Origin of the sequence: Pseudomonas sp. B7, assembly GCF_016735645.1 — a bacterium.
In the GTDB taxonomy this organism is placed as follows: domain Bacteria; phylum Pseudomonadota; class Gammaproteobacteria; order Pseudomonadales; family Pseudomonadaceae; genus Aquipseudomonas; species Aquipseudomonas glycinae.
In genome coordinates this window covers 171,782-192,228 of the sequence record NZ_JAERRE010000012.1, presented here as the reverse complement: position 1 = coordinate 192,228, position 20,447 = coordinate 171,782, and the positions used below count along the sequence as shown (strand labels likewise).

Annotated in this window: 16 protein-coding genes and 1 pseudogene; 14 read left to right on the top strand and 3 right to left on the bottom strand. The window is 62.3% G+C overall.

The genetic code is table 11. The annotated features are described in order from the left end of the window. Positions 1–1,520: type VI secretion system Vgr family protein (locus JKA62_RS25210; RefSeq protein WP_201820014.1), on the bottom strand; the 1,520-nt coding region annotated here is incomplete at its 3' end. Between the two features lie 381 nt (positions 1,521–1,901). On the opposite strand from JKA62_RS25210, the gene JKA62_RS25205 reads away from it, so the two are divergent. Continuing rightward, entirely contained in the window at positions 1,902–2,723 is an 822-nt protein-coding gene (locus JKA62_RS25205) for an aldo/keto reductase (RefSeq protein ID WP_011335065.1), read from the top strand. A 29-nt stretch (positions 2,724–2,752) separates the two neighbouring features. Then, complete coding sequence (locus JKA62_RS25200) at positions 2,753–3,223, top strand: DUF1810 domain-containing protein (RefSeq protein WP_011335066.1); 471 nt, start codon at positions 2,753–2,755, stop codon at positions 3,221–3,223. Here JKA62_RS25200 and JKA62_RS25195 read toward each other — a convergent pair. Next, positions 3,188–5,548 (bottom strand): DNA polymerase II, encoded by a 2,361-nt coding sequence (locus JKA62_RS25195; protein ID WP_201820012.1) that lies wholly within the window; start codon positions 5,546–5,548, stop codon positions 3,188–3,190. The genes JKA62_RS25200 and JKA62_RS25195 overlap by 36 nt on opposite strands. Positions 5,549–5,737: 189 nt before the next feature. Between JKA62_RS25195 and JKA62_RS25190 the strand changes: the two genes are divergently transcribed. Next, positions 5,738–6,178: a CBS domain-containing protein gene (locus JKA62_RS25190; protein ID WP_011335068.1), complete on the top strand. Its 441-nt coding sequence runs from the start codon at positions 5,738–5,740 to the stop codon at positions 6,176–6,178. Here the strand turns inward: JKA62_RS25190 and JKA62_RS25185 are convergent, their stop codons facing one another. Further along, a complete protein-coding gene (locus JKA62_RS25185; RefSeq protein ID WP_011335069.1) occupies positions 6,179–6,802 on the bottom strand; it encodes a glutathione S-transferase N-terminal domain-containing protein in 624 nt (207 codons plus the stop codon). It abuts the gene before it with no gap. Between the two features lie 1,068 nt (positions 6,803–7,870). Here JKA62_RS25185 and JKA62_RS25180 point away from each other — a divergent pair. From JKA62_RS25180 to JKA62_RS25130, 11 genes and pseudogenes are all read left to right on the top strand, one after another. Further along, complete coding sequence (locus JKA62_RS25180) at positions 7,871–8,689, top strand: TonB family protein (protein WP_201820010.1); 819 nt, start codon at positions 7,871–7,873, stop codon at positions 8,687–8,689. 49 nt (positions 8,690–8,738) lie between these two features. Beyond that, entirely contained in the window at positions 8,739–9,443 is a 705-nt protein-coding gene (locus JKA62_RS25175) for a MotA/TolQ/ExbB proton channel family protein (RefSeq protein ID WP_085608298.1), read from the top strand. Next, positions 9,443–9,841 (top strand): annotated as a pseudogene (locus JKA62_RS25170) (ExbD/TolR family protein); the annotation flags it as partial. The gene JKA62_RS25175 and the pseudogene JKA62_RS25170, both read left to right, overlap by 1 nt. Positions 9,842–10,052: 211 nt before the next feature. Next, positions 10,053–12,758: a TonB-dependent receptor gene (locus JKA62_RS25165; RefSeq protein ID WP_011335073.1), complete on the top strand. Its 2,706-nt coding sequence runs from the start codon at positions 10,053–10,055 to the stop codon at positions 12,756–12,758. Between the two features lie 110 nt (positions 12,759–12,868). Beyond that, complete coding sequence (locus JKA62_RS25160) at positions 12,869–14,740, top strand: extracellular solute-binding protein (protein WP_201820008.1); 1,872 nt, start codon at positions 12,869–12,871, stop codon at positions 14,738–14,740. 1 nt (position 14,741) lies between these two features. After that, positions 14,742–15,806, top strand: coding sequence for a microcin C ABC transporter permease YejB (locus tag JKA62_RS25155; RefSeq protein WP_011335075.1), 1,065 nt, complete (start codon positions 14,742–14,744; stop codon positions 15,804–15,806). Beyond that, positions 15,806–16,828 carry an ABC transporter permease gene (locus JKA62_RS25150; RefSeq protein WP_011335076.1) on the top strand — a complete coding sequence of 341 codons (1,023 nt, stop codon included), beginning with the start codon at positions 15,806–15,808 and terminating at the stop codon, positions 16,826–16,828. The genes JKA62_RS25155 and JKA62_RS25150 overlap by 1 nt, the downstream gene beginning before the upstream one ends. A 14-nt stretch (positions 16,829–16,842) precedes the next feature. Next, on the top strand, positions 16,843–18,456 hold the full coding sequence (locus JKA62_RS25145; RefSeq protein WP_201820006.1) for an ABC transporter ATP-binding protein: 1,614 nt from the start codon (positions 16,843–16,845) through the stop codon (positions 18,454–18,456). Between the two features lie 148 nt (positions 18,457–18,604). Then, a complete protein-coding gene (locus JKA62_RS25140; RefSeq protein WP_011335078.1) occupies positions 18,605–19,126 on the top strand; it encodes a DUF3455 domain-containing protein in 522 nt (173 codons plus the stop codon). A 42-nt stretch (positions 19,127–19,168) separates the two neighbouring features. After that, on the top strand, positions 19,169–19,702 hold the full coding sequence (locus tag JKA62_RS25135; protein WP_170928941.1) for a sigma-70 family RNA polymerase sigma factor: 534 nt from the start codon (positions 19,169–19,171) through the stop codon (positions 19,700–19,702). Further along, positions 19,699–20,394 carry an anti-sigma factor gene (locus tag JKA62_RS25130; protein ID WP_011335080.1) on the top strand — a complete coding sequence of 232 codons (696 nt, stop codon included), beginning with the start codon at positions 19,699–19,701 and terminating at the stop codon, positions 20,392–20,394. Before JKA62_RS25135 ends, JKA62_RS25130 begins: the two co-directional genes overlap by 4 nt. The last annotated feature ends 53 nt before the right edge of the window (positions 20,395–20,447 follow it).

The window sequence follows — 20,447 nt, the reverse complement described above, 5'->3', positions numbered from 1 at the left end:
CTCGCGCCGTGATCGCTGCGCAGCGCGATGCTGATCTCGCTGGTGGTGTCGTCGATGCGCAGTTCGTTGGCGCGGCTGCCCTTGTATTCCTTGCTCTTGACCGTGGCCAGGGTCTTGAAGTCCGGCAATTTGTACGGCGGCAGGTTGGCGCCGTGGTACAGGCAACCGGTGATCAGCGGCTGGTCGGGATCGCCTTCGAGGAAGGTGATCAGCACTTCCATGCCGACCCGCGGAATGTTGATCGAGCCAAAGGTCTCGGCGGCCCAGCTGGAGGCCACGCGCATCCAGCAGGAGGTCTTGTCGTCGTGCTGGCCTTCGCGGTCCCAGAAGAACTGCACCTTCACCCGGCCGTATTGGTCGCAGAAGATTTCTTCGCCTTCGGGGCCGGTGACCACGGCGCTTTGCGAACCGAGGACTTTGGGTTTCGGGTGGTCCAGCGGCGGACGGTACGGCACGTCCCACGGGATGGCGCTGAAGCGGTTGCGATAGCCCTGATGGAAATCGTCTTTGTTGTCGGTGGTGTCGCTGGTCACCGACTCTTCCAGTACTTGCGGCTGCTTGCCTTCGTGGAAGATTTCGGTGAGCAGCCACAGGTCGTTCCACGTCGGGTTGGCGTGGTCGGTCAGGGCCAGAAAATGTCCGGTAACCAGGATCGGCTGGTCGCTGTTGCCCTCGGCCAGGCGATAGTCGCTGCGATGGCGTTCGAGGTTGCGGTTGGCCAGGTGCTTGCCACGCTCGCGGTCCACGAAACGGCCCGGGTAGTCGTAATCCTCCAGATCCGGCTGGGCGCTGCTTTTGGCGTCGCTCTCCAGCTCGATCTTCGGTTTGACGAAGTCATAATCGCGTCGCTTGGTGCGGCTGGTGCGGGTGGCCAGGCGCAGGCCGAAACGCTTGACCACCGGTTGGTCCGCCACCAGCCCGGAGTCCTGCTGATAGGCCACGGGCGCGAGTTTCGGGAACACCGTCTGGTCATCGCCGAAGGTCAGTTTGTGGCCGCTGGACGTGTGCTGGAAGTGGTAGTGAATGCCCTCTTCTTCACACAGGCGCTGGACGAAATGCAGGTCCGATTCGTCGTACTGCGTGCAGTAGATCCGCTCGGGATACACCGCACTCAACTGGAAGTGGTAATCGCTGGCCAGAATGCCGTGCTCTTCCAGCACCTGACTGATGATCTGCTGCACGGTCATCTGCTGGAAGATGCGCTGGTTGAAGCGGTGCGCAAGGTACGCAAGCTGCGGGCGCAGGGAGATTTTGTAGCGGGTCAGGCGCTTGCCCGCCTCGCCCTGGGCGATGCTGTAAATCAGCCCGTGGATCCCGGTTCCGCTCGGCGAGAGCTGAAGAAACGCCAGTTTGTGCAGCAGGCTTTCGAGGTTGATCGAGGCCTTTTCGCTGACCAGTTCCAGCTCGAATTCGAAAGGCGTGTTGAGGGCTTCCCGACCGGTAAACGACAGCACCTGGAAATCGCTGTCCGCGCCATCGATGGTCAGATTGAAATGGGGCTGGTTGGCCGGTGAGAACATTCCCTTGTCCCTTACGCAATGCTGCGACGCCGCCAGATCGCTAAGGATCTGGCGGCAAAAATTCTTTGAGTAGTGAAAGTGCCTCGACCGGTGATATCACCCAAGAGGCGGCCAATGGCCATCAATTAGCATGCCAACTTTTTCAGACCCTTATAAGCCGGGGGGCTTGGTAGGTTTTCTTCGCAGATACGGCGAAAATTCCCACTGAGCTCGCCGAAAAGTGCGCAACTTCTTGCGCACTTCCGAAATTCCAGTTCAATACATCGGAACAACAGTACCTCGCCATAAAAACCTCAACTGACCGATACGCCTCAATGGGAACCCATGGGCTATCCTGCTGCCCACTTAAAGGTATCGACCGTTTTCAGATAGGAGGTTTGAATGCGTACCCTTGAACTGGCTGGTGTGCAGGTGCCGGTGATTGGCCAGGGCACCTGGCGCATGGGCGAAGACCGTTCGGCGCACAAGCGTGAAGTGGCGGCCCTGCGCAGTGGCATCGAACTGGGGATGACCTTGATCGACACTGCGGAAATGTACGGTGAAGGCGGTGCCGAAACCGTCGTCGGCGAAGCCATTGCCGGCCTGCGCGATCAAGTGTTTCTGGTGAGCAAGGTCTACCCGCACAACGCCAGCCGCCAAGGCATTCCCCAGGCCTGCGAGCGTAGCCTGCGCCGGCTCGACACCGATTACATCGACCTCTATCTGCTGCATTGGCGCGGCCAGTATCCGCTGGAAGAAACCGTCGAGGCGTTCGAACGTCTGCGCGAGGACGGCAAGATCGGTCGCTGGGGCGTCTCGAACTTCGACGTCGACGATCTCGAAGAACTGTCGCATTCGGCCTGCGCCACCAATCAGGTGCTGTACAACCTGGAAGAGCGCGGTATCGAATTCGACCTGCTGCCGTGGTGCCAACAGCAGCGCATGCCGTTGATGGCGTACTGCCCGATCGGCCAGGGCGGCGCGATGCTGGCCGAGCCGGTGCTGAAACAGATTGCCGCTCGTCACGGCGTGACCCCGGCGCAGGTTTCGCTGGCGTGGATTCTGCGTCAGGATGGGCTGATTGCGATTCCCAAGGCCGTGCGCCCGGAACACGTGCAGCTCAATGCACAAGCGGCGCAGCTGCCACTCGATGGCGGGGATCTGGCGGCGCTGGACCAGGTGTTTCATGCGCCACAACGCAAGCAGCGGCTGGCCATGGTCTGAGCCACCGCCGACTGACAGAGGGCTTCGCCATGAGAAGCACTGATCAGGACGATCCATTCAACCTGCAACGCTTCGTGCTCGCCCAGGACCCGGTGTTCGAACGGGTTCAGCGCGAGCTCGACGAGGGCCGCAAGCGCAGCCACTGGATGTGGTTCGTGTTCCCGCAGTTCGCCGGGCTCGGCGGCAGCGAGATGTCGCGGCGCTTCGCGATCAACTCGGCGCCGGAAACCCGCGCCTATCTCGACCACCCGTTGCTCGGCGCCCGGCTGCGGACTTGCACGCAGCTTGTACTGAATGTTCAGCAGCGTTCGATTGCCGAGATTTTCGGCCATCCGGACGACCTGAAATTCCACTCATCGATGACCCTGTTCGCTCAGTTCGCTGACGACGACAGCCTCTGGCATCAGGCGCTGGAGCGTTATTTCCACGGTATTCAGGACGAATGGACCCTGCAACTGCTGGACTCAAAACAGGCCCAGTTGCCCCCCGATCAGGGTTGAAAAATCGTCGTCGACAAACGGCAGGATCGCATCTGCCACCGGTTGCAGCTGGCGGGTGATGTAGTGGTCGTAGTCGATGGCCGCGCGACGCACTTCCAGCGGCTCGGGCCCGGCCAGGGTGATGACGTAGCTGATCCAGCCACCGTTCTGGTATTGCCGCGGGCGGCCGTGTTGCGCGTTGTAATCGTCGGCCAACCGTGCGGCACGAACATGAGGCGGCACGTTGCGTTCGTAGTCATCGAGAGTCCGGCGCAGGCGCTTGCGATAGACCAGTCGCTCGTCGAACTCGCCGGCCAGGGTCTTGCGCACATACTCGCGCACGTAATCCTGATACGGCTTGCGCTGGAAGATCCGCTCGTACAGTTCCTGCTGAAATTGCCGGGCCAGCAGCGACCAGTCGGTGCGCACAGTTTCCAGGCCTTTGTAGACCATTTCCTCGCTGCCGTCGGCGCGGGTCACCAGGCCGGCGTAGCGCTTTTTGCTGCCCTCCTCGGCGCCGCGAATCGTCGGCATCAAAAAGCGCTTGTAGTGAGTTTCGAACTGCAATTCGAGGGCGCTTTCCAGACCGTATTGCTCACGCACATGCTCGCGCCACCAATCGTTGACGTGCTGCACCAAGGCCCGACCGATTTGCGCCGCTTCTTCCTGACCGTGGGGGCGACGCAGCCAGACGAAGGTCGAGTCGGTATCGCCATAAATCACCGCATGCCCCTGGGCCTCGATCAACTGCCGGGTGCGCAGCATGATTTCGTGGCCGCGCAGGGTGATCGAGGACGCCAGTCGCGTATCGAAAAACCGGCAACCGCTGGAACCGAGCACGCCGTAGAAGGCGTTCATGATGATCTTCAGCGCCTGGGACAACGGCGCGTTGTGTTCGCGCTTGGCGGTCTCGCGGCCCTCGGCGACCCGGGCGACGATGGACGGCAGGCAATGTCGGGTGCGAGAGAAACGAGCGCCGCGAAAACCCGGTACCGAATCGCTGTCGTCGGGATGCTGCAAGCCTTCGATCAGCCCCACCGGGTCGATCAGAAAAGTGCGGATGATCGACGGATAAAGGCTCTTGTAGTCGAGCACCAGCACCGATTCGTACAGCCCCGGTTGCGAGTCCATGACAAACCCACCGGGGCTGGCCTGCGGAGGATTAGTGCCGAGGTTCGGCGCCACAAACCCCTGGCGGTGCATCAGCGGCATATACAAATGGGTGAACGCCGCCACCGAACCACCGATGCGATCCGCCGGCAGGCCGGTGACGCTGGCGCGCTCCAGCAAAAATTTCAGCAATTCGGTCTTGGCGAAGATCCGCGTGACCAGTTCGCAGTCCTTGAGGTTGTATTTGGCCAGCGCCGGTTTGTCCTCGGCGAACATGCGGTTGATCTCGTCCATGCGCTGGTACGGGTTGTCGATCGACTTGCCCTCGCCGAGCAGGGTCTGGGCGACGTTTTCCAGGCTGAACGACGGAAAGCTCCAGGTCGCCGAACGCAGGGATTCGATGCCGTCGATGATCAACCGTCCCGCCGCTGCAGCGAAGTAGTGATTGCGGCTACCGTGTTCGCGCCACTGCATTTCCTCGCCGCCGCGCCCGAGTTTGAGCGGCACGCCGAGGCGTCGGGCGTGTTCGTGGAGGATGCGCAGATCGAACTGCACGAGGTTCCAGCCGATGATCGCGTCGGGGTCGTGACGGGCGAACCAGTCATTGAGTTTCTTGAGGATCAGGGTCCGCGATTCGCAGTACTCGAGGTCGAAGTCGACGATGCTGTGATCGCCGTTCGGCGCGCCGAGCATGTACACCTGCCGTTCGCCGCAGCCTTCCAGCGCGATGGAGTACAGCTCGCCCTGCTCGGTGGTTTCGATGTCCAGCGAGACCAGCCGCAGTTGCGGACGATAGTCGGGCGCAGGCTTGAGGTGGGCGTCGAGCAACACGCCGTCGGCATCGGGCGTGCCGCTGAACCACACCGGCGCGGTGATGAAACGCTCCATCAGGTAGCGCTCGGGGGGGCGCACGTCGGCTTCGAAGACATCGACACTGTGACGGTTGAGCGCGGTTTCGAGGCGCATCAACTGACCGTGTTGCTGGCAGTACAGACCGAGCACCGGGCGATGCTCGAAATCCTGCAAAGCCAGGGGACGCAGTTCGACGTTCTTTTCGTCCGCCAGCACCCGCTCGGCCTGCTCACGCTGCGCCGCCGGGATGAACGCCACCGACGGCTGATGCGGCAGACGCACACGGCGCGGCCCGGCGTCGGTCGCCAGCCAGAACTCGACTTCGGTGCCGGCCGGGGTGTCGCGCCAATGCCGGGTCAGGACGAAGCCCTGCTGTAAATCCACCACTGCAACCTCAGGAATTGATTCAGACGGGCATTCTACGCGGCATTGCCGTAACCCGTGACAAAGGCCTCGCCATGAAAAACCCGGTCAAATGACGTTTTTTGCGTGTTATCTGCCGTTTTGCGGCCTTGCCCTGCGCGCCTGCGTCTACGATGCTTGGAGAACAACGACAACACCTGAGTAACCGCCATGAAAACCGTCGCCCAGCTGCTCAAGCTCAAAGATCCGAAAAATCAGGAAGTGCACCAGATCAAACCCGATCACATGGTGCTCGAAGCGCTGATGAAAATGGCCGAGAAGAACGTCGGCGCCCTGCTCGTGGTGGAAGACGACAACGTGGTGGGCATCATCAGCGAGCGTGATTACGCGCGCAAACTGGTGCTGCACGGGCGCTCCTCGGTGGGCACGCCGGTGCGCGACATCATGGTGGCGAACGTGATCACGGTGGACACCCACCAGACCGTCGATACTTGCCTGGGCATCATGTCCGACAAACGCCTGCGTCACTTGCCGGTGGTGGAGAACGGCAAGCTGATCGGCCTGCTGTCGATCGGCGACCTGGTCAAGGAAGCGATTGCCGAACAGGCCGAGCTGATCAAACAGCTGGAGCAGTACATTCGCGGAGAGTGATCAGCCGGGCCAATGCCGCGCAAAGACCGGCGCCAGCACCGGGTGCCGGTCGATGCGCTGCAGCCACGCATGGAAACCGGGTCGGGCCTGGCGCAGGTGTTCGCGGGCACCGGCCCAGCGCGTGACCACCGCCGCCAGCACATCCAGTGCGCCCGGTGTTTCATCGTCCAGGTACAGCTCGGCCGAGAACTGATCGGCAAACACCTCCCAGCTCCAGTGCAGTCGTTCCCGCGCACCCGCCATCAGATTCTGTCGCGAGGCCTCGTCCGGCATCACCAGCCAGCGTTCCGGGTAATCAATGATGCCGATGGCCGCATAACAATTGCTGACGATGTACACCAGGCCCCGAATCGCCTGATCGCGGTCAGCGCCGTTGGCCGGCAGCAGGCCGGATTGAGCAAAGCTTTGCCCCAGATGAATCAGAATCGCCGCACTTTCGGTGATGACACTGCCGTCCGGCAGTTGCAGGGTCGGGATCTGTTTGAGCGGATTGAGCCGCGCCAGCTCCTGGGCCGCTTCCGCACTGGCCTCGATATCGATGAAGCGGTAAGCCACCTGGCACAGCTCGAGCGCCGCCTCGATGGCCGCTGCTCCTGAATTGCGATGTCCGTAGAGCTGATACATATCCCCTCCTCCACTGCGAAAGGCATCCTGCCTGGCCCTATTTATAGCTGTTGTATCGAATTTGGCACGGATTGCGCATTCATCGGCAGCTTGCGAATCCCTGATCTCGCAAAACAGCGCTGGCGGTGCCCATCCCGCACCAAGAGCAATCAGCGAACGCTATCCGCGTTCTTGTAAGGTGCGATACCGAACCAAAAGTTCGCGTATCCGAGCTGGCAACAAGGAGTTCACCGCGTGAATCTTGATCTGCTGCGCCACACTCTTCTCTCCGTGCCCCTGTACCTGCGCCGTGTTCGTCCTGCGGACAGTCCGTGCATACCTTTTATTACCTGAACCGCTTGCACTATTTATTTTTTAAATAGCACGCAAGAAGTCATTGCGTGCGCGCTGTATTAATGAATGCAAGAACACATTGTTCGACAATAACTTTCAGACAGCACACCGATACAACTTTTGCTGTTCGGCGTTAATGTCCGAAGCGCACCAAAACTGTACTTTCAATCATTACACCGAGCCCGACTTTATTTAGACAAAAACAAGGAACATCGCCTGTGACCCGCTAAAACACTGACCCGCACCAAATCAGTCCGCCACGCACCATCACGCGTCCTGGCCGACACGAGAACAGCCGCTCTATCTCGCTGAACAGCGCGATACCGCGCCAAGCCTGTCTCGCCCTGAAAAAAGCCCTGAAAACAGGGCTGTCGGGAGGTTATGCGCCCATGAAAACCGGCGTGCCTGATGAAACTTATATAAATGCGACATACGTATCATCCGTGAAATAACCGCTACACATTTGTTTACTGTTTGGCACAGCGGTTGCTATTGCATCAACCATGAGGGCAAGAATGACATTCGCCACTCAGTCATAAAAGAACAGCCACGGACCGGATCAATGAACTATCGAAGTCGACGTTACTGAAGCAATAAGCTGCACAAGCCCTGTTCAATAGATAGTTCAACTATCGGCTTCTGCACACCCGTATGAAAGTTGCGACCACTCACTCGAACAACGCTGTGTTGTTCGAACGGCACCTTATTGCCCTTCATCCACCCGAGGGAGCTTTAATGAACGATGCGGTAAAGCACAGAACGCCGCCGGGGTCAGTACCGAACGCAGCGCTTGCGTCGGTGGCGGGTCGGCCCGTCTACAAGGCCAACACGTCGCAGCCCGGCGGCCTGAACAAACAGCAGATGCTGTTGCTGGTGGCGGTGTCGGCGCTGATACACGGCGGCGCCTGGTGGTTTTTCCAGCAAGCGCGGGCCGAGCCGCTGCCCACGCCGCCGGAAATTCCGGAAATGACCGTCGAGCTGACCAGCCCGACACCGCCGGCCCCGCCGACACCGGAACCGCCGCCCCCGCCACCGCCACCGCCCGAACCGGAACAACCGGTGGAAGACGAGGACGCGGTCAAGCCGCCGCCCAAACCGGTGGAGAAACCCAAGCCGATCGAAAAACCGAAACCGGTCGAGAAACACAAACCGGTGAAAAAGGCCGAGCCGCCGAAAGCGCCGCCCGCCCCTGCGCAACCGGCCGCGCCTGCCGCTCCGGCCACCCCGAGCGCGCCTCCGGCACCTGCGGCGGCACCGGGCCCGGTGAAAGAGTCAGCGGCGATTTCCGGTCTCGCCAGCCTCGGCAACCCGCCGCCGGAATACCCATCGCTGGCCCTGCGGCGCAACTGGGAAGGCAGCGTTGTGCTGCGGATTCAGGTGCTGGCCAACGGTCGCGCCGGCTCGGTGACGGTGACCAAATCCAGCGGCAAGCCGCAACTGGATGACGCAGCGGTCGCAGCGGTGAAGGCCTGGAAGTTCATCCCGGCCAAACGCGGCGACACACCGATCGACGGCTTCGCCACCCAGACCATCGATTTCAAATTGCCGCAATGACGGCACGACAACCGAACTCACAACCGATTAACGCAAGCGAGGTGTAGCCATGAACGATTCTCTGTCTTCGATGATTGTCCCCGGCGTGCTCTGGGGGCTGGTGCTGTTTTCCGTGGTCAGCTGGGCGATCCTGCTGGTCAAGTCGGCGCAATACCTGCGCCAGAAAACCCAGAACAAGCAGTTCAGCAAAGCCTTCTGGGGCGCGCCGGATCTGCTGACCGCCGCCGAACACGCCAGCCAGTATCCGGGCTCGCTGGCGCGGATCGCCAGCAGCGGTTTCGAAGCCCTGCTGGTGGAAGAATCCCCGCGCACCACCCAACAACTGGCGCACACCATCAACCGTTCCGATCGACTGGAACGCAACCTGCGCCAGCAGATCCAGAAGGAACGTCGCTCATTGGAAAACGGCCAGGCGATCCTCGCCAGTATCGGCAGCACCGCGCCGTTCATTGGCCTGTTCGGCACCGTGTGGGGAATCATGGAAGCCCTGCAAAGCATCGGCGCCAGCGGCTCGGCCAGCCTGGAAACCGTGGCCGGGCCGATCGGCCACGCGCTGATCGCCACCGGTGTGGGGATTGCCGTCGCGGTGCCGGCGGTGCTGATTTACAACTTCTTCCTGCGGCGCCTGAAGCTGGCTTCGGCGGACATGGATGACTTCGCCCACGACTTCGACGCCCTTGCCTCGCGCAGTGCGTTTTCCATCAGCCGCCAGGCCATCGCCAAATCCACGGCCGCCGTGCGGGAGGCCAGCTGATGTCCTTTTCCACTCAAGACAGCGATGAAGTGCTCAGCGAAATGAACGTCACGCCGCTGGTGGACGTGATGCTCGTGCTGCTGGTGGTGTTCATCGTCACCGCACCGCTGATGACCAACGCGATCAAGGTCAACCTGCCAAAAACCGACGCCGTCGCCCCCGCCGAAAAGAAGGATCCGGTGGTGGTCAGCGTCGATCAGGACGGCAAGTTCTTCCTGGCCAAGACCGAGCTGGCGCCGGAATCACTGGAGGCCAGCCTCAAGGAAGTCAAGGCCAAAGATGCTGACGTGCGCGTGCAGCTGCAGGCCGACTCCGCCGTGAATTACGGCCAGGTCGCCAAAGCCATGGCGTCCATCGAGCGCTCGGGCATCACCAAGATATCGGTGATGACCACCCGCGGACGGCGGGGCCGGGCGCGCCGTGTGGGCCGCGCCCGGCACCGCTCGTTGAATCCCGTCGCAATCGGCCGACCGAAAAAACGCAGCGCGTCTTCGGAGGGGATCGGCTTGCTTGAAGAAAGTGGTTTTCGCGGCGCGGCACCACCGTGCTCCGTGCAAAGAGGGCTCACAAGGCCATTTCGATAAACGTCTAACAAAGTCGGAAACAACCATGCTGATGAACACTCCACGCTTCACGCTCAAACCCTTGGTGGCGACGATTTCCCGCCACCGTTTCGTTCCGTTGTACCTGGTGGCCATGGGGATGGGCGCCGGGGTTCAGGCCGCCGAGGACGACAACGGCGTCCCGGCCGCCGCTGCGGTGGTTGCGCCGACCACGCAACTGCAACGGGTCGAAGTGACCGGTTCGGCGATTCGCCGGGTCGATGCGGAAACGGCGGTGCCGATCACCGTGCTCAAGGCCGATGAACTGCGCAAACAGGGCGTGACCACCACCGCCGAACTGGTGCAGCGCATCACCGGCAGCCAGTCGATCAACAACAGCGCAGGCTCGGTCGGCGCAGCCACCGGCGGCGCATCGTTTGCCGACATGCGCGGCATCGGCGCGAACAAGACGCTGGTGCTGCTCAACGGTCGCCGGCTGGCCAACAACGCCCTGTCGGGCACCAACTCGGCCGGCGGCGCGGTGGATCTGAACATGATCCCGTTTGCCGCGATCGAGCGCGTGGAAGTGCTGCGCGACGGCGCCTCGGCCCTGTACGGCACCGACGCCATCGGCGGCGTGATCAACTTCATCACCAAGAAATCCATGACCGACGGCCAGCTCACCCTCGGCGGCGAAACCCCAACCCACAGCGGCGGCGGTGCGACCAAGGACATGAGCGCCAGTTGGGGCTACGGCGATCTGGAGCAGGACCGCTTCAACGTGCTCGGCGTGTTCAACTACAACAAGCAACAGAACCTCGACGCCAACGACCGCTCCTTCGCCCGTGACTACGTGCCCGGCCGAGGTCTCGACCAGACCTCCGGCACCGCGTTCCCCGGCAACTACAGCCAGAACGGCAACGCCACCAACCCGCTGGCCAACAGCAATTGCAACGGCCCCAACCTGGTGGCCCGCGACGGCCTCTGCCGCTTCAGCACCCGGGAATTCATCGACCTGGTGCCGCAGACCGAGAAGACGTCGTTCTTCGGCAAGACCACCGGCAAACTGGCCGACGACCACAACGTCAACCTTGAATACTTCTGGTCGCGCAACAACAACGCCACCGCTGTCGGCCCGGCGCCATTGACCGGCCTGAGCCTGGATTCGTCCTCGCCCTACTACCCCGGCAACGGCATCACCCCGGCGCCCACCGATTTTGCCCTCGACCCGACGCAACCGGTGGACGTGAACTGGCGCGAAACCGCCGCCGGCCCGCGTGAATCGAAAGACCAGAACACCAGCCAGCGCTTTTTGCTGAGCTTCGACGGTCTGGTGGGCGGCTGGGACTACAACGTCGGCGCCTCGTACAACCAGAACAAGATCGTCTCCAGCGTTACCAGCGGCTACGTCAGCGATCAGGCGATGATCGACGGTCTGGCCAGCGGCCTGCTCAACCCGTTCGGCCCGCAGACCAGCGCCGGTCAGCAATACATCGACCAGGCCGCGTACCACGGCGCCTATTCCACGGCGGTCGGTCGGGTCGCCGGTTTCGACGGGCGGATCAGTCGCGAAATCGGTGACTGGTTCGGCGCCGGCCCGTCGGGTCTGGCACTGGGCGGCGAGTACCGCAAAGAGAAATTCCACCAGGACTTCGAAGCCTTCGCCGGCGACATCCAGAGCCTGGGCATCGACCCGGCCGGCAGCGTCGAGGGCGACCGCAGCGTTAAAGCCGCCTACGCGGAAATCAACGTGCCGGTGCTCGACAGCCTGGAATTGTCCGCCGCCGTGCGTCACGACAAATACAGCGACTTCGGCAGCACCACCAACCCGAAATATTCGTTCCGTTATCAGCCGCTCAAGGAGCTGGTGGTGCGCGGCGCGTACAGCGAAGGCTTCCGCGCGCCGTCGCTGTATGAGTTGTATTCGCCGCGCAGCATCACCTTCACCCAGGGCTACTACAACGACCCGGTGCTGTGTACTGGCGGCGTGGTGCAACCGGGCGGCAACGGCGGGCGCGATTGCGGTCAGCAGTTCCTCAACCAGATCGGCGGCAACGAAGACCTGGCCCCGGAGAAGGCGCGCAACGTGACGCTGGGCTTTGTCTATCAGCCGGTCAGCAATCTGTCCGTGGGCCTGGATTTCTGGTGGATTCACATCTCCAACCAGATCCAGCCGTTCCCGGAATCCACCGTGTTCGATCAGGCCGGCAGCTACCCTGACCGCTTCGTGCGCAACGCCGACGGCACGCTCAATTACATCGTCACCGGCAACGCCAACCTCGGCATCGTCGAAACCAACGGCGTCGATGTGTCGCTGGACTATCGCTTCCCGAACACGCCGTACGGTCAATTCGGCCTGGGCCTGCAAGGCACTTATGTCGACGAGTACGACTTCCAGAGCACCATCAAGGGCCCGTTCACCGACAAGGTCGGCGACTTCCGGGGTGACGGTGTGATCGCCCGCTGGAAACACAACCTGACCGGTTCCTGGACCTTCGGCGCCGCCCGCGCGGCACTGACCAACCGCTTCACCACCGGCTACAACGACTACGACCGCGAGACCAACGCGCGGGTCGCGTCGTACTCGGTGTGGGACCTGTCGGCCGGTTACACCTTCGACAAGGTGCTGGACGTCGATGCCGGGGTGAAGAACCTGTTCGACCGCGATCCGCCGTTCTCCAACCAGGCCTACAACTTCCAGAGCGGTTATGACCCGCGCTACACCGATCCGCTGGGCCGTACGCTGTTTGCGCGCATGACGTACCACTTCTGAGTCCCGGTCGGGGCCGCGCAAGACTCCGGCCGGCCCCTTCCCCTTGCGAATTCGCATCCCGCAGCGGCCAGCCGCCGCTCCGGGCTTTTCCCGCTCAGAGGAACGACTTCATGACATTCATGCGCAACATGGCCGGCCTGCTGCTCGGCAGCGCGCTGCTGTGCAACGCGGCAGCTGCGCTGGCCGGCGGCAGCTACGCGATGACGGTGTACGGCGAGGCGCCGAAATACCCCGCCGGTTTCCAGCACTTCGATTTCGTCAATCCCGACGCCCCCAAGGGTGGCTCGCTCAGCCGCGCTTCGATGGAGATCGGTCAGTACAACTACATCACCCCGTATGCCGATCAGGGCATTTCCGTGGTGCAGGTCAACGACTGGGTGTATTCGCCGCTGGCGTTCCGCTCGCTGGACGAGCCCTACACCGTCTACGGTCTGGTGGCACAAACCATGGAGCGCGATCCCGACGGTCTGTGGGTGCGTTTCAACCTGAATCCCGAGGCGCGTTTCGCCGATGGCACGCCGATCACCGCCGAGGACGTGCGCTACACCTTCGAACTGTTGATGACCAAGGGCAGCCTGAGTTATCGCCAGCAATACGCCGACGTGCAGGACGTGCTGATCGAAGGCCCGCGGCAGATTCGCTTCACTTTCAAGAACAACCTCAACCGCACCCTGGCGCTGGATCTGGCGTCGCTGCGACCGGTGCCCGAGCACTGGTGGAAAACCCGCGACTTCGCCAACGGCGGCGGCTTCGAGCCTCCGCTGGGCAGCGGCCCGTACCGGGTGAGCAAGGTGGACGCAGGACGCAGCATCAGTTTTCAGAGAGATCCGCACTGGTGGGGCAAAGACCTGCCGGTCAGTCGCGGGATGTACAACTTCGACAGCCTGACCGTGAATTTCTACGGCGACACCGATGTCGCCCGACAATTGCTGCAGGCCGGCGCGTTCGACTACAACCGCGAGTTTTCCTCGTCCGGCTACGTGGTCGGCTACGACAGCCCGGCCCTGCGCGACGGTCGCCTGCAACAGGCAATTCTCGCCCCGGACAAACCGACCTGCGCCCAGGGGTTTGTGTTCAACCTGCAGAACCCGCTGTTCAAGGATCGCCGCGTGCGTCAGGCGCTGAGCCTGCTGTGGGATTTCGAGTGGACCAACAAGCAGATGATGCGCGGCTTCTACGTGCGCCAGAACAGCTACTGGCCGAAGAGTGAAATGGCCGCCACCGCGCTGCCCGACGCCGGGGAACTGGCGATCCTCGAACCGCTGCGCGGACAGATTCCGGACGAGGTTTTCAGCCGGGTCTATCAGGCGCCGAAAACCGATGGCAGCGGCTACATCCGCGACAAGCAGTTGCAGGCCCTGAAGCTGTTGGCCGAGGCCGGATGGACGCCGAAAAACAACCGACTGGTGAACGCCGCCGGCGAGCCCTTCGAATTCACCTTCCTCGACGGCCAGGGCGGCTTCGACCGCATGCTGCTGCCGTACAAACGCACCCTGGCGCAGATCGGCATCACCCTCAACTTGCGACGTATCGATTCGGCGCAATACATCAACCGGCTCAACGCCCGGGACTACGACATGATCGTCACCAGTTTCCCGCGCAGCGGCGATCCGATCGTCTCGCCGGGCCGCGAGTTGTACAGCCTGTACGCCTCACAGAGCGCCACGCAGGTCGGCAGTTCCAATTCGATGGTGCTGGCGGATCCTGCGGTGGACCGGCTGATCGACGGCCTGGTCCAGGCCAATACCCGCGACGCCATGGTGCGTTACGCCCGCGCCCTCGACCGGGTGCTGCAATGGGGTGACTACATGATTCCCAACTACTACTCCAAAGGCACGCCGACGGTGTATCAGAACCGCTTTGGCAGGCCACCTGTGCAGCCGATTTACAGCGAAGGCCTCGACACCTGGTGGGAGGTCTCGGCCAAGCCGCTGACCAATCAGCAGATGAGTGCCTTGCGCCAGCTCGCGGGGGGCCAGTGACATGTGGCGTTATCTGAGTCGACGTCTGTTGCTGATCATCCCGACGCTGCTGTGCATTCTGGTGGTCAACTTCGTCATCGTGCAGGCCGCGCCCGGCGGCCCGGTGGAACAAGCCATCGCCCGCCTGCAAGGCTTCGGCGGGCACAGCATGGGCGGCGCCAGCGAGGTCACCGCGATCGGCGGTGCCGGGCGCAGCAGCCGTGGCCTGGACCCGGCGCTGATCGAAGAGATCAAACACCACTACGGCTTCGACAAGCCGATGCACGAACGCCTGTGGCTGATGCTCAAGAACTACGCGCAACTGGATTTGGGCAGCAGCTTCTTTCGCGGTGCGAAGGTGACCGATCTGATTGTGCAGAAACTGCCGGTGTCGCTGTCCCTCGGCCTGTGGGCGACCTTGATCACCTACCTGATTTCGATCCCGCTGGGCATTCGCAAGGCAATCAAAAACGGTAGCGCGTTCGATGTCTGGAGCAGTACGGCGATCATCGTCGGTTACGCGATGCCGGCGTTTCTGTTCGCGATTCTGTTGATCGTGGTGTTCGCCGGGGGCAGCTACGTCAACTGGTTTCCGGTGCAGGGCCTGGTTTCGGACAATTTCGACAGCCTGAGCCTGTGGGGCAAGGTCGGCGACTACCTCTGGCACCTGGTGTTGCCGGTGACGGCGCTGGTGATCGGCGGTTTTGCGACGCTGACGATCCTGACCAAAAACAGCTTCCTCAACGAGATCAGCCGCCAGTACGTGATCACCGCGCGCGCCAAGGGCCTGACCGAAAGGCGCGTGCTCTACGGCCATGTGTTTCGCAACGCAATGCTGCTGGTGGTGGCCGGAGTGCCATCGGCATTGATCGAGGTGTTTTTCGCCGGCTCGCTGCTGATCGAAACCATCTTCAACCTCGACGGCCTCGGGCGCATGAGCTACGAAGCGGCGGTGTCGCGGGACTACCCGGTGGTGTTCGGCACGCTGTTTCTGTTCACCCTGTTCGGCCTGTTGATCAAGCTGATCGGCGACCTCTGCTACACCCTGCTCGACCCGCGCATCGACTTCTCGGCGAGGACTGCCTGATGTTCACACTCTCCCCTCTGGGCCGGCGGCGCATCGCCCAATTCAAGGCCAACCGTCGCGGGCGCTGGTCGCTGTGGCTGTTCATCGGGCTGTGCCTGATCTGCCTCGGCGGCGAACTGATCGCCAACGACAAACCGCTGGTGATCCGCTACCACAACGCCTTTTACTTCCCGATCCTCAGCGATTATCTGGAAACCGATTTCGGCGGCGAACTGCCGTTCCAGCCGGATTACGCCAGCAATTACGTACACAAACTGATCGAGGATCAGGGCGGCTGGATGCTGTTCCCACCGATCCCGTTCAGCTACGACACGGTCAATTACGACCTCACCGAACCGGCGCCGAGCCCGCCGTCCTCGAGCAACTGGCTGGGCACCGACGATCAGGCGCGGGACGTGTTGGCGCGGGTGATTTTCGGCACGCGGATTTCGATTCTGTTTGCGCTGATCCTCACCGCCGTCAGTGCGCTGGTCGGCATCGTGGCCGGGGCGTTGCAGGGTTATTACGGCGGCTGGGTCGACTTGCTCGGGCAGCGGGTGCTGGAGATCTGGTCGGGGCTGCCGGTGCTGTACCTGCTGATCATTTTGTCGGGGTTCGTCTCGCCGAGTTTCTGGTGGCTGCTGGGGATCATGGCGCTGTTTTCCTGGCTGGCACTGGTGGATGTGGTGCGCGCCGAGTTCCTGCGCGGGCGCAGCCTGGAATACGTCAAGGCCGCGCGGGCCCTGGGCCTGACGGACAGCGAGCTGATGCGCCGGCACATTCTGCCCAACGCCATGACCTCCACCCTCACCTACCTGCCGTTCATTCTGACCGGCGCCATCGCCACCCTCACCGCGCTGGATTTTCTCGGTTTCGGCATGCCCGCCGGCACCGCGTCGCTGGGTGAACTGATCGGCCAGGCCAAGCGCAATCTGCAAGCGCCGTGGCTGGGGCTGACGGCGTTTTTTGCCCTGGCGCTGATTCTGTCCTTGCTGGTGTTCATCGGCGAAGCCTGCCGTGACGCGTTCGATCCGCGATCCTGATCCCCGGAGCTGAAATGACCGACAACCTGATTGAAATCCGCGACCTGCGCGTCGCCTTCGCCGGGCACGAAGTGGTGCACGGCGTGAACCTCGACATCCGCCGTGGCGAATGCCTGGCACTGGTCGGTGAATCCGGCTCGGGCAAGTCGGTGACGGCGCACTCGATCCTGCGTTTGCTGCCAGGCAAGACCGTCAGTAGCACGGGCAGCATCCGCTACAACGGCGTGGACTTGCTGCACGCCAGCGAACAACAACTGCGCGGCTTGCGCGGCAATCGCATCGCGATGATTTTCCAGGAGCCGATGACCTCGCTGAACCCGTTGCACACGGTGGAAAAACAGATCAGCGAAGTGCTGGAGATCCACAAGGGACTCAAGGGCCGCGCCGCGCGCCAGCGCACGCTGGAGCTGCTGGAACTGGTCGGCATTCGCCAGCCGTTGCAGCGTTTGAAGGCCTATCCGCACCAGCTCTCCGGCGGCCAGCGGCAACGGGTGATGATCGCCATGGCGCTGGCCAACGAACCGGAATTGCTGATCGCCGATGAGCCGACCACGGCGCTGGACGTGACCGTACAGCAGAAGATTCTCGAGCTGCTGATCGAGTTGCAGCAACGCCTGGGCATGTCGCTGCTGCTGATCACTCACGACCTCAATCTGGTGCGACGCATCGCCCAACGGGTGTGCGTGATGCGCCACGGGGAGATCGTCGAACAGGCCGACTGCGAAACACTGTTCCGCGCCCCGCAGCATCCTTACAGTCGCCTGCTGATCGAGGCGGAACCGTCCGGCGCGCCGGTGCAGAGTCGCTACGATCACAACCTGCTGGAGGTGGACGATCTGAAAGTCTGGTTCCCGCTGCCCAAGGCGTTGTTCAGCTGCACCCAGCAATACATCAAGGCCGTGGACGGCGTGAGTTTCCGGCTGCAACGGGGCAAGACCCTGGGGATTGTCGGCGAGTCCGGCTCGGGCAAGTCGACGCTGGGCCAGGCGATTCTGCGGCTGGTGGAATCCGAGGGCGATATTCGCTTCGGCAACAAGCATTTGAGCCTGCTCAATCAGCGCTTGATGCGCCCGTTGCGCCGGCAGATTCAGGTGGTGTTCCAGGACCCGTTCGGCAGCCTCAGCCCACGGATGTCGGTGCAGCAGATCATCGCCGAAGGCCTGCTGACCCACGGCATCGGCACGCCCGAAGAACGTGAGGCTGCGGTGATCCGCGTCTTGAAGGAAGTCGGCCTCGATCCGCAGAGCCGGCATCGCTATCCCCATGAGTTCTCCGGTGGCCAGCGCCAGCGCATTTCCATCGCCCGCGCATTGGTGCTGGAACCGGCGTTGATTCTGCTCGACGAACCGACCTCGGCGCTGGATCGCACGGTGCAGAAACAGGTGGTGGAGTTGTTGCGGCAGTTGCAGATCCGCCATGGCTTGACGTACCTGTTCATCAGCCATGACCTGGCGGTGGTGCATGCGCTGGCGCACGACTTGATGGTGATCAAGGACGGCAAGGTGGTGGAACAGGGGTCGTCCCGGGAGATTTTTGCGGCGCCGCAGCATGCCTACACCCAGGAACTCCTGAAGGTCTCCGGCCTGGCATTGGCAAAAACCGGGAAAGAGCTGGTTACAACAATCTGACCAATGCTGAAGATCCCTGTGGGAGCGGGCTTGCAGTGTTTTCAAAATTATTTGTCGGGCCCTGCATCCAAACGCCTCCGTCACGGGTAGTCCCTGTAACAGCCCTCTTTCGGCTGTCAGCGGTTTACCCTTTTTCGGAGAAACACTGATGAACATCACCCAACTGATCGGCTTCACCGGTTTGCTCGCCGTCGCCTCGACAAGCTTTGCCCAAAGCAGTTATCCCGACGCGATCAAAGTGCCGGACGGCCACAAGATCGCGATGGAAACCACCGGGGTCGGCGAGATCACCTACGAATGCCGGGACAAGGCCAATGTCGCCGGCCAGACCGAGTGGGTGTTCGTCGGCCCGAAAGCGGTGCTCAACGATCGCAGCGGCAAACAGGTCGGTACCTACTTCGGCCCGCCCGCCACCTGGCAGGCAAAGGACGGTTCGAAAGTCACCGGCACGCAACTGGCCGTTGCGCCATCGAGCCCGGGCAACCTGCCCTATCAACTGGTCAAGGCCAACCCCGCCGAGGGCAAAGGCGCCATGAGCGGCGTGAGCTATATCCAGCGCGTCGCGCTCAAGGGTGGCGTGGCGCCGGGCAGCGAATGCACGGCAGCCAACAAGGGCAAACAGGAAGTGGTGAAGTACCAGGCCGACTACATTTTCTGGGCGGCGAACTGAGCCTGACTGGACGTTTGGCCGATGCTTGCTAGATTGCAGGACATGCCATTACCCGAAACCGCGTTCGATTACGAAGCCCGCCTCGCCGCCTGTGCCCGCGGCGAGCGCGGGGCCCTGCGCGAATTGTATGTGCAGGAAAGCCCGCGGCTGCTCGGTGTGGCCCGACGTCTGGTGCGCGACACTGCGCTGGCCGAAGACATCGTTCACGACGCATTCATCAAGATCTGGGCTGGCGCGGCGGGGTTCGATCCGGCGCGCGGTTCGGCCCGGGGCTGGATGTTCAGCGTGACCCGCCATCTGGCGCTGAATGTGCTGCGCAATCACGACCGGGAAACGCCGTTGAACGACAGCAACGAATCTCCGGCGATTGATGACGACTTCGATGCGCTGGCGCAATCGACCCGCATCCATCGCTGCCTGCATCAACTGGAACCGCAACGCCGCCGCTGCATCCTTCACGCCTACGTCGACGGTTACAGCCACGCACAGATCGCCCAACGCCTCGACACGCCGCTGGGCACCGTCAAAGCCTGGATCAAGCGCAGCCTCAATGCGTTGCGGGAGTGCATGGGATGACCACCGAATCGGCGCAGGAACGCGATGAACTGGCCAGCGAATACGTGCTCGGCACCCTCTCGGCCGAAGAACGCGCCGAAGTGCAGCGGCGCTTGCCCAACGAGCCCGAGCTGCAAGCGGCCGTGGATGCCTGGGAGCGGCGTCTGCTGGAACTGACCGACCTCGCCCCGACGCATCAGCCCTCGTCGCAGTTGTGGCAACGCATCGAACGCAGTGTCGGGCAACTCACCCATAAGGTGGCGCCCGAGATTTCCTGGTGGAACCGCCTGTCGCTGTGGCGCGGTTTGAGCGCTGCCGGGCTGGCCGCGACTTTGTTGCTGGGTTCGATCCTGCTAACTCAGACCACGCCGAAACCGAGCTTTCTGGTGGTGCTGGTCGCCCCGCAGGACAAGGCGCCGGGCTGGGTGATCCAGGCCAGCAATCCACGGGAGATTCAGTTGATTCCGCTGGGCGTGGTCGAGGTGCCGGCGGACAAGGCGCTGGAGTTCTGGACCAAGGCCGACGGCTGGCAGGGTCCGGTGTCGCTGGGGCTGGTCAAGCCAGGGCAAGCGCTGTCGATCCCGCTGGACAAACTGCCGCCGCTGCAACCTAACCAATTGTTCGAGCTGACGCTGGAAGGCGCCACCGGTTCGCCGATCGGCAAACCCACCGGGCCGATCCAGGCAATTGGCCGCGCAGTGAAGGTGCTGTGACAAACCATCATCGGCGTCGATGTTCACCATCACGTCAATGAAGTTCTCTTAAA

Bases quoted from the DNA above. Each gene is read 5' to 3' on its own strand.
- JKA62_RS25205 (WP_011335065.1), top strand. From the start codon at position 1,902: ATGCGTACCCTTGAACTGGCTGGTGTGCAGGTGCCGGTGATTGGCCAG.
- JKA62_RS25200 (WP_011335066.1), top strand. From the start codon at position 2,753: ATGAGAAGCACTGATCAGGACGATCCATTCAACCTGCAACGCTTCGTG.
- JKA62_RS25190 (WP_011335068.1), top strand. From the start codon at position 5,738: ATGAAAACCGTCGCCCAGCTGCTCAAGCTCAAAGATCCGAAAAATCAG.
- JKA62_RS25185 (WP_011335069.1), bottom strand. From the start codon at position 6,802: ATGTATCAGCTCTACGGACATCGCAATTCAGGAGCAGCGGCCATCGAG.
- JKA62_RS25180 (WP_201820010.1), top strand. From the start codon at position 7,871: ATGAACGATGCGGTAAAGCACAGAACGCCGCCGGGGTCAGTACCGAAC.
- JKA62_RS25175 (WP_085608298.1), top strand. From the start codon at position 8,739: ATGAACGATTCTCTGTCTTCGATGATTGTCCCCGGCGTGCTCTGGGGG.
- JKA62_RS25165 (WP_011335073.1), top strand. From the start codon at position 10,053: ATGCTGATGAACACTCCACGCTTCACGCTCAAACCCTTGGTGGCGACG.
- JKA62_RS25160 (WP_201820008.1), top strand. From the start codon at position 12,869: ATGACATTCATGCGCAACATGGCCGGCCTGCTGCTCGGCAGCGCGCTG.
- JKA62_RS25155 (WP_011335075.1), top strand. From the start codon at position 14,742: ATGTGGCGTTATCTGAGTCGACGTCTGTTGCTGATCATCCCGACGCTG.
- JKA62_RS25150 (WP_011335076.1), top strand. From the start codon at position 15,806: ATGTTCACACTCTCCCCTCTGGGCCGGCGGCGCATCGCCCAATTCAAG.
- JKA62_RS25145 (WP_201820006.1), top strand. From the start codon at position 16,843: ATGACCGACAACCTGATTGAAATCCGCGACCTGCGCGTCGCCTTCGCC.
- JKA62_RS25140 (WP_011335078.1), top strand. From the start codon at position 18,605: ATGAACATCACCCAACTGATCGGCTTCACCGGTTTGCTCGCCGTCGCC.
- JKA62_RS25135 (WP_170928941.1), top strand. From the start codon at position 19,169: ATGCCATTACCCGAAACCGCGTTCGATTACGAAGCCCGCCTCGCCGCC.
- JKA62_RS25130 (WP_011335080.1), top strand. From the start codon at position 19,699: ATGACCACCGAATCGGCGCAGGAACGCGATGAACTGGCCAGCGAATAC.